General features: G+C 74.1%; 6 protein-coding genes and 1 pseudogene. 4 read left to right on the top strand and 3 right to left on the bottom strand.

Annotation, left to right across the window (positions count from 1 at the left end; genetic code table 11):
• Together pspM and ACTIDRAF_RS0219510 are read left to right on the top strand one after the other, a co-directional pair.
• Window positions 1-276, top strand: a 276-nt coding sequence (gene pspM, locus ACTIDRAF_RS29935; protein WP_026066290.1) for a phage shock envelope stress response protein PspM, incomplete at its 5' end; no start/stop codon positions are given.
• A 389-nt stretch (window positions 277-665) separates the two neighbouring features.
• Window positions 666-1,937, top strand: coding sequence for a uracil-xanthine permease family protein (locus ACTIDRAF_RS0219510; RefSeq protein ID WP_016700407.1), 1,272 nt, complete (start codon window positions 666-668; stop codon window positions 1,935-1,937).
• 337 nt (window positions 1,938-2,274) lie between these two features.
• On the opposite strand, the gene ACTIDRAF_RS0219500 is transcribed toward ACTIDRAF_RS0219510, so the two are convergent.
• Together ACTIDRAF_RS0219500 and ACTIDRAF_RS29930 are read right to left on the bottom strand one after the other, a co-directional pair.
• Window positions 2,275-3,072 (bottom strand): DNA-formamidopyrimidine glycosylase family protein, encoded by a 798-nt coding sequence (locus tag ACTIDRAF_RS0219500; protein ID WP_016700405.1) that lies wholly within the window; start codon window positions 3,070-3,072, stop codon window positions 2,275-2,277.
• A 51-nt stretch (window positions 3,073-3,123) separates the two neighbouring features.
• Window positions 3,124-3,945: a ParA family protein gene (locus ACTIDRAF_RS29930; RefSeq protein WP_016700404.1), complete on the bottom strand. Its 822-nt coding sequence runs from the start codon at window positions 3,943-3,945 to the stop codon at window positions 3,124-3,126.
• 237 nt (window positions 3,946-4,182) lie between these two features.
• On the opposite strand from ACTIDRAF_RS29930, the gene ACTIDRAF_RS0219490 reads away from it, so the two are divergent.
• Both ACTIDRAF_RS0219490 and ACTIDRAF_RS0219485 read left to right on the top strand, forming a co-directional pair.
• Window positions 4,183-4,917, top strand: coding sequence for a methyltransferase domain-containing protein (locus tag ACTIDRAF_RS0219490; RefSeq protein WP_016700403.1), 735 nt, complete (start codon window positions 4,183-4,185; stop codon window positions 4,915-4,917).
• A 255-nt stretch (window positions 4,918-5,172) separates the two neighbouring features.
• On the top strand, window positions 5,173-5,583 hold the full coding sequence (locus tag ACTIDRAF_RS0219485; RefSeq protein ID WP_016700402.1) for a DUF3040 domain-containing protein: 411 nt from the start codon (window positions 5,173-5,175) through the stop codon (window positions 5,581-5,583).
• A 520-nt stretch (window positions 5,584-6,103) separates the two neighbouring features.
• Here ACTIDRAF_RS0219485 and ACTIDRAF_RS29925 read toward each other — a convergent pair.
• A pseudogene (locus ACTIDRAF_RS29925) lies at window positions 6,104-6,782 on the bottom strand (hypothetical protein); the annotation flags it as partial.

Raw genomic sequence — 6,782 nt, 5'->3', positions numbered from 1 at the left:
CCGCCCGGGCCGCCCGCCGCTCGGCTCCAGGCGGTTGAACGCGCCAGGGAGGCCTCGCCCGCCTCGGAACGTCCCGCGTTGACCAAGGACATCGACCGGCTCGCCACCAGGCTCCGCGACGGGGTGGACGGCTTCGGCCGGTTGGTGGCGACGGCGGGCCGTACCGTCGCCGCTCATGACCACGACACCTCCGCGCCCGCGTTGACCGAGGCGGCGGACTACCTCGACGGGCTGGCCGCCGGGCTGCGGGAGCTGTCCCGCCCACCCCGGCCCTGACCGGGGTTTCCCCTTCCCGTACCCCCACCCTCGGCCCTCAGCTCCGGCCGCCCGGTTCCCGCTCTCGACCACGTGCGGCAGGCCGTGCGGAGCCGCCAGGAAGGCGGGTTTGGCCCGGGTGCGCGCCTGAGGGGTGCGCTGGGCTGGCGGTACCAGAACCCGGCCGGGGTGAGCGCTGGAGTTCCTCCCGCTTCGGGAGCGGCCTCCCTGGGATGCCGTTCGGCGTCGCTTCCTTCCGCTTCGGGTGAACCCGGCGGCCTGAACGTCCAGTCGGCGTGTGACGTCGGTGTGGATGCCGGTGGGCGCGCGGGCGGGGCCGCCGGTCGTGTTCGGCGGATTTCGGCCGTGGCGAGGTGGGAGGATGCGCTCTCGCGCGGGGAGGTGTCGGGATGCCGTTGTGGCGGGTGCGTGCGGAGGACGTCACGGGGGCTGCCGGGGTGGTCGCGCCCGAGGAGCGGCTGGGGTGGCCGTCGACGGTGGGTTTCGGGGCGCAGCATGTGGCGGCGATGTTCAGCGCCACGGTTCTCGTTCCGACGGTCACCGGGTTCCCGGTGACCACGACGCTGTTGTTCTCCGGTCTGGGCACCCTGCTGTTCCTGGTGGTGACCCGCAATCGTGTTCCCGGTTATCTGGGGGCGTCCTTCGCGTACGTCGGTCCGTTCCTGGCGGCGGGTGAGGCGGGGGCGGAGCCGGCGGCGATGCTCGGCGGGGTGCTGGTGGCGGGCGTGACGTTGGTGATGCTCGGGGTGGCGGTCAAGGCGTTGGGCGCGGGTCTGGTGGAGGTGTTGCTCCCGCCGGTGGTGACCGGCGCCGTGGTGGTCCTCGTCGGACTCGGCATGGCGCCGCTCGCCACCGCCAGCGTCTCGGCGCAACCGGTGGTAGCCGGGGTGACCCTGCTGACCATCGTCGTGGCGGCCGTGGCGGGGCGCGGGCTGTGGCGCCGTCTCGCCGTGGTGCTCGGAATCGCGGTGGGGTGGAGCGCCTCCTGGTTGTCCGGGCCCGTCGAGAACGTGTCCTCCGGCCCCCTCGACGCGGCGTGGATCGGCGTGCCCGAGCTGACCGCTCCGGTCATCACGCCCTCGGTGTCCCTGCTGGTGCTGCCCGTCGTGATCACCGTCCTCGCGGAGAACCTCGGCCACCTCAAGGCGGTCGCCGCCGTGACCGGACGTGACCTCGACCGGCAGGCCGGGGACGTGCTCATCGGCAACGGGCTGGCCACCGCCCTCGCCGGTGGGGGAGGCGGGGTCGGGACAACCACCTACGGGGAGAACATCGGCGTGATGGCGCTGAGCCGGGTGCACTCCACCGCCGCGTGCGCCACGGCGGCGGTCCTGGCCGTGGCGCTGTCCTTCTCACCTCGCGTGGGCGCGGCGGTGGTCCTCGTCCCACCCGGCGTGATCGGTGGGGCGGCGCTGGTGCTCTTCGGCCTCATCGCGATGCTCGGTTTCCGGGTCTGGTCCGATCACCAGGTGGACTTCCGGGATCCGCTGAACCTGGTGGTGGCGGGCGCGGCGTTGGTCGCGGGAGTGGGTGGCCTGACCTTCACCGTGGGCGGGGTGGAGGTCGGCGGTATGGCCTGGGGTGCGCTCGTCGTCGTTCTGCTGTACCCGGCGCTGCGCGCCCTCCGAGCCGTCGTGACCCGCCCCTCTCCGACCAGGTGAGCTACGGGAACTCCTCGAACCGGCCCACGGTGACCAGGCGAGCCGCTCTCGGCACGCCGAGCAGGCCGGCCCGGTAGCGGGTGGGTGACGCGCCCGGTCCGCGACCTCCCGCTCCGGAGGTCCCCACCCGGAAGGCGAGCACCGGGTCTCGAGCCCGGTGCCAGCACGGGACCGGGAGCGTTCTACCGGTGGCCGAGGTGGGGCAGGACCGCGGGGGAGTCCCGGCCCGGCACCGGGTGCGCGGCCGAGTGGGAACGGGGTGGCGGGGTACTGCCGACCCGCCCCGGTCGACGGTCGTCGGGGAGCTTCCCCGCTCCCGCCGGGACGGCGTTTCCGGTCAGCGGTGCGGAGCCGGCTGGCACCGGGGGCAGTGGTAGACGATGCGGGCACTCGGCCCCGGTCCGAGCGTTCCCCGGCGGATCGTGGCCCCGCACCGTGCGCACGCCAGGCCAGCCCGCCGGTACACCCAGTGCCGTTGGCCGCGTCGCGACGAGCCCGTGGTGCGCTGGTCCCAGCGCCACGCGTTGGCCGCCAACAGCCTTCTGGCGAGGTCGACCGCGGCGGCCGGGTCGACGTCGGCCACCCGCGTCCAGGGTGACACCCGGAGGAGGAAGCAGATCTCGCACTGGTAGAGGTTGCCCAGGCCGGCCATCACCCGCTGGTCGAGCAGCGCCTCGCCCACGGCCCGCTCCGGGTCGGCCGCCAGCCGGCGCTCGGCCTCCCGGCGGTCGGTCTCTCCCCAGGTCCGGCCCAGCAGGTCGGGGCCGAGGTGCCCGACCAGCGACGCCTCCTCCCGGGTGGGCAGCAGCGCCAGGTCGTGCAGCAGGAATCCCACCGCCTCCTGGTCCTGGTTCGCCAACACCGCCCTGGCCTCGTGCGCGGGTCGCCGCCACCGTTCGCCGGGGCCGTGCACCCGCCAGGACCCGTCCATCCGGAGGTGGCTGTGCAGGCTCCGCCCGTCGTCGAACCGCACGAAGAGGTGCTTGCCCACCGAGTCGGCCTCGACGACGGTCCGGCCGGCGAGGTCGACCACGCTCAGGGCGGGGTGACGCAGTTCACCCCGCTGGAGCACCCGGCCGCCGAGCGCCGCGTCGAGCCGCCGTCCGGTCAGGAAGACCGTGTCACCCTCCGGCACGCCTCCGATGGTGCCATCCGGAGGAGGGGGGTGCCGGTACCGTGCCCTGGCTCAGTCGAGCGCGGGCTCGGCCTCGGGTTCCCGCCCGGCACGCCGGCCCCGCGCCGAGCGCAACACCCGGGCCAACAGGAGGTTGAACGCCAGCGAGACCTCCCGTGCCCCGGGGGTTCCCCACTGGTGGATGGGCATGCAGGCGCCTTGGGCCTGCTGGACGGCGAGGCGGTCGGGGAGCACCACCGGCATCACGAGGGGACCGAAGATCTCCCGGAGTTCGTTGATCCGGAACTGGTGTTCGTGGGAGCGGGGGCGTACCCGGTTCACCACGACACCCAACGGTTGCAGGTCGGAGTTGGTGTTCTCCCGTTCCGCCTGGACGGCCTCGAAGGCGCGCTGCACCCCGGAGACGGCGAACATCGTCGGTTCCGTCACGAGCATGGCGCGTTGGGCGGCCACCAGCGCGGACCGGGTGAGCTGGCCGAGCGAGGGCGGGCAGTCCAGGAGCACCAGCTGGTAGGGGGGAAGGCCCTCCTCCTCGTCCAGGCCGCGCACCGTCGTGAGCACCTCCCGCAGCCGGGAGAGCTGTGGCGCGCCCGGGTTGGGGACGTTGTGCCCCTCCGCGCCCTCCGAACCGACCAGGACGTCCAGTCCGTCCCCCCAGGAACTCGGTGCGATCGCCGAGCGCACCGTCTCCGGCGAGGGGTCGGCGAGGACGTCGGCCAGGTCGGCGTCCGTCTCGGCGGGATCCATCGCGGCCGTGGTGTTGCACTGGGGGTCGAGATCCACGACCAGGGTCCGCAGGCCCCGCCGCAACGCGGCGGAGGCGCACCCCAGCGCGACGGTCGTCTTCCCCACGCCGCCCTTCAGGCTGAGCACTGCCACCGTAGTAAGCACGGGATGCAGCCTACGTTCTGCGCCGATCAGTGGTGGAGCCGTCACTGCATCGGCCCAACGACGACCCCGCTGGTCCCGCTCGGACCGGGGTGGACAGCGGCGCGGGGCCGTGCGAGACGGAGGCGCGGACGCACCGGCGGTGGCGGGTGAGGTCGGGTCGACGGTGGTGTGGAGGGAGGCCGCGGCCCTTCCGGGACGGTGGGTTCTAGGCTCTGACCCATGGTTTCCGAGGCCGTGCTGTCCGCGTTGAACGTCGAACTGGTCGCGGTGCGCCGCCGCTCCGGGGCCGGGCGTCCGCCGAGGGTGCTCGACGTCGGTGGGGGCAGCGGGGTGTGGGCCGTGCCGCTGGCCGAGGCGGGGTGTGAGGTCACCGTCGTCGACGCGAGCCCCAACGCGTTGGCCACCCTGCGTACCCGGGCGGCGGACCGGGGGGTGCTGGAGCGCGTCACGTCCGTGCAGGGTGATTCCGAGGCCCTGACCGCCGTCGTGGAACCGGGCCGGGCCGATCTGGTGCTGGGTCACGGCCTCCTGGAGTACGTGGAGAACCCGGCCGCCGCGCTGGCGGAGCTGTCGGCGGTGGCGGCCCCGGGGGGCGCGGTCTCCGTGCTCGTGGCCAACCGGCACGCGACGGTCCTGCACCGCGTCCTCTCGGGACGGGTCACCGAGGCCAGGGACGTGCTGACCTCGGCGAGTGGAACCCTCGCGCCCGGCACCGGCGCGGACCCCCTGCTCCGCCGCTTCGACGCCGTCGGCCTGTCCGAGCTGGTGGCCGCGGCCGGGCTGGCCGTCGAACTGCTCCAGGGGGACGGGGCCGTCACCGACCTGGTGCCTGGATCGGTGCTGGAGACCTGCTCGCCGAGCGACCTCGCGGAACTGGAGTTGCTGGCGGCGCGGCAGCCACCCCTGCGCGAACTGGCGAGCCGGCTGCACGTGCTGGCGCGCCGGCCCCGGTGAGGAGACTCCCCCCCGGTTCGCCCGTTCCGGGGAAGACCGGGTGTCGGTGCCGCGCGTGGCGTCCTCCGCGACGAAGAATCGACTCACTGACCTCGTACGACGATAATGTGTGCGAGTGCGAACATTCTGGTGGTCGGTCCGGGTAGTGGTCGGGTTGCGCGGCTCGTATCCTTAGACATGACGCCCCATGAGGGCGTCCGCCGGAAGTCTCGAAGGATTGTCCGGCGCCGCAATCGCTGTGCCGGAGGAGGAGCCATGCCACTCTCCGAGCACGAGCAGCGTTTGCTCGACCAGATCGAGCGCGCGCTCTATGCCGAAGACCCCAAGTTCGCCTCCAACGTGCGTGGCGCACGCGTGCGGAGGCCTTCCAGGCGTCGGCGCCTCCAGGGCGTCGCGCTGCTGGCCGTTGGTTTGCTCACGCTCGTGCTCGGAGTGGTACTCCCGGTGCGGGTGGCGGACATACCGGTCATCAGCGTTTTCGGCTTCCTGCTCATGTTCGGTGGTGCCGTACTGATGTTGACCGCTCTTCGGGCCAGTTCCTCCGAGACCGAGGAACCTGCCGAAGGGGGAGGCGCAGGCGAGCCGCCACCGACGTCGCGGACGTCGAGGAGTTCCTTCTCCCAACGGATGGAGGAGCGGTTCCGCCGACGGTTGGACGGCGAATAGGACGTGGTGCGTGCGGCCCGGTGCGATGATCGGGCCGCGAGCCTAGCGTGTTCCTCCGCATCAGCAGGCAGGACGGGCATCCTGGTTTCGGACAGGGTGCCTTTTCTTCTCTCCGGGGGTGCCGCCGGTGGTCGGGCGGCAGTCCTTGGCGCCGGCAGCGGAGCGCCCTCGACCCAGCGACGCGGACCGGGGTGCGTCTCGCCTCCCGCCCTCGGGTGCGCGACGCCCGGGAGGCTGTCCGCCCGCTCGGGCGCCCTCCGCCGCGTGCGCGTTCGGCGCCGCGCGATCGGCTGACCGCCGCGCGGCGTCGGCCCACCAGCCGGGAGGGAACCCCCCGCCTCGTCCGCCAGCACACGCCGCCCACGGGCCGCGTGGAAGCCGCAGGCGTGGTCGACCGGCAGGACGGGCAGCCCGCTCCCCGTCCACCCGTCCCCGTCGGCACGGGGGAGGCCACGTGGCCGGGGCACGGCGCTCGGTCCGGCCCCCGCCCTCAGCCCGGCCCCGGGCCGGCGGGCGGCGCCTACTCGGCGCCCCCGGTGGACCGGCTCTCGGCCACCGCCCGACGCGACCGTCGACGCGTCGAAGGGGGAACGACGCGGTCGACCCACCGTGGCGGCGCGTTCCGGGCGAAGCCGGCCAACACCGCGTCCACCGCCCCGGCCAGTTCCCCGGGCGGGGCGGCCGAGGGCGCGTACCAGTCCCGTTCCACCGCCTCGGCCAGCACGGTCAGGCCCGCCACCGTCCGGCCGTCGAACCGGTACTGCCGGCTGAGGCGGTCGACGGCGATCCGGACCGTGTCCGATGCCGGGAGCGGCGCCCCCCGGTCGACGCAGAGGTCGAGCACCTCCGCCCAGCCGGCCGTCGCCGCACCGGCCCACCCCGACCGGACCGTCTGGAGCCGGATGCGGCGCCGCGAGGCGCGGAGCAGAGGTGGCAACGCGGCCACGACACCAGGGGGGATCAGGACCGCCGGCACCCACCAGAGGCCGTCCGGCCCCACCGGGAGCACCAACCACCACAACACCGGGACGAGGGTCGCCGCCCCCGCCCCGTACAGGGTGAACCGCAGGACCCGCCGGGTCGCGGCCACCGGTCGCAGCCACGCGACCAACGACCCGGGACCGGTGTCCGCGGCGTGCCGCCGCCGGGAGGCGGAGGCGGCCACCAGCGCCGTCAGAACGGCGGACACGAGCACACCC

The sequence above is a fragment of the Actinoalloteichus spitiensis RMV-1378 genome (assembly GCF_000239155.1).
Lineage (GTDB): Bacteria > Actinomycetota > Actinomycetes > Mycobacteriales > Pseudonocardiaceae > Actinoalloteichus_B > Actinoalloteichus_B spitiensis.
This window is presented reverse-complemented; position numbering and strand designations above follow the sequence as displayed.

What these genes read in the sequence shown, in the direction of transcription:
- ACTIDRAF_RS0219490 (WP_016700403.1), top strand. Translation starts at nt 4,183, where the DNA reads ATGGTTTCCGAGGCCGTGCTGTCCGCGTTGAACGTCGAACTGGTCGCG.
- ACTIDRAF_RS0219510 (WP_016700407.1), top strand. Translation starts at nt 666, where the DNA reads ATGCCGTTGTGGCGGGTGCGTGCGGAGGACGTCACGGGGGCTGCCGGG.
- ACTIDRAF_RS0219485 (WP_016700402.1), top strand. Translation starts at nt 5,173, where the DNA reads ATGCCACTCTCCGAGCACGAGCAGCGTTTGCTCGACCAGATCGAGCGC.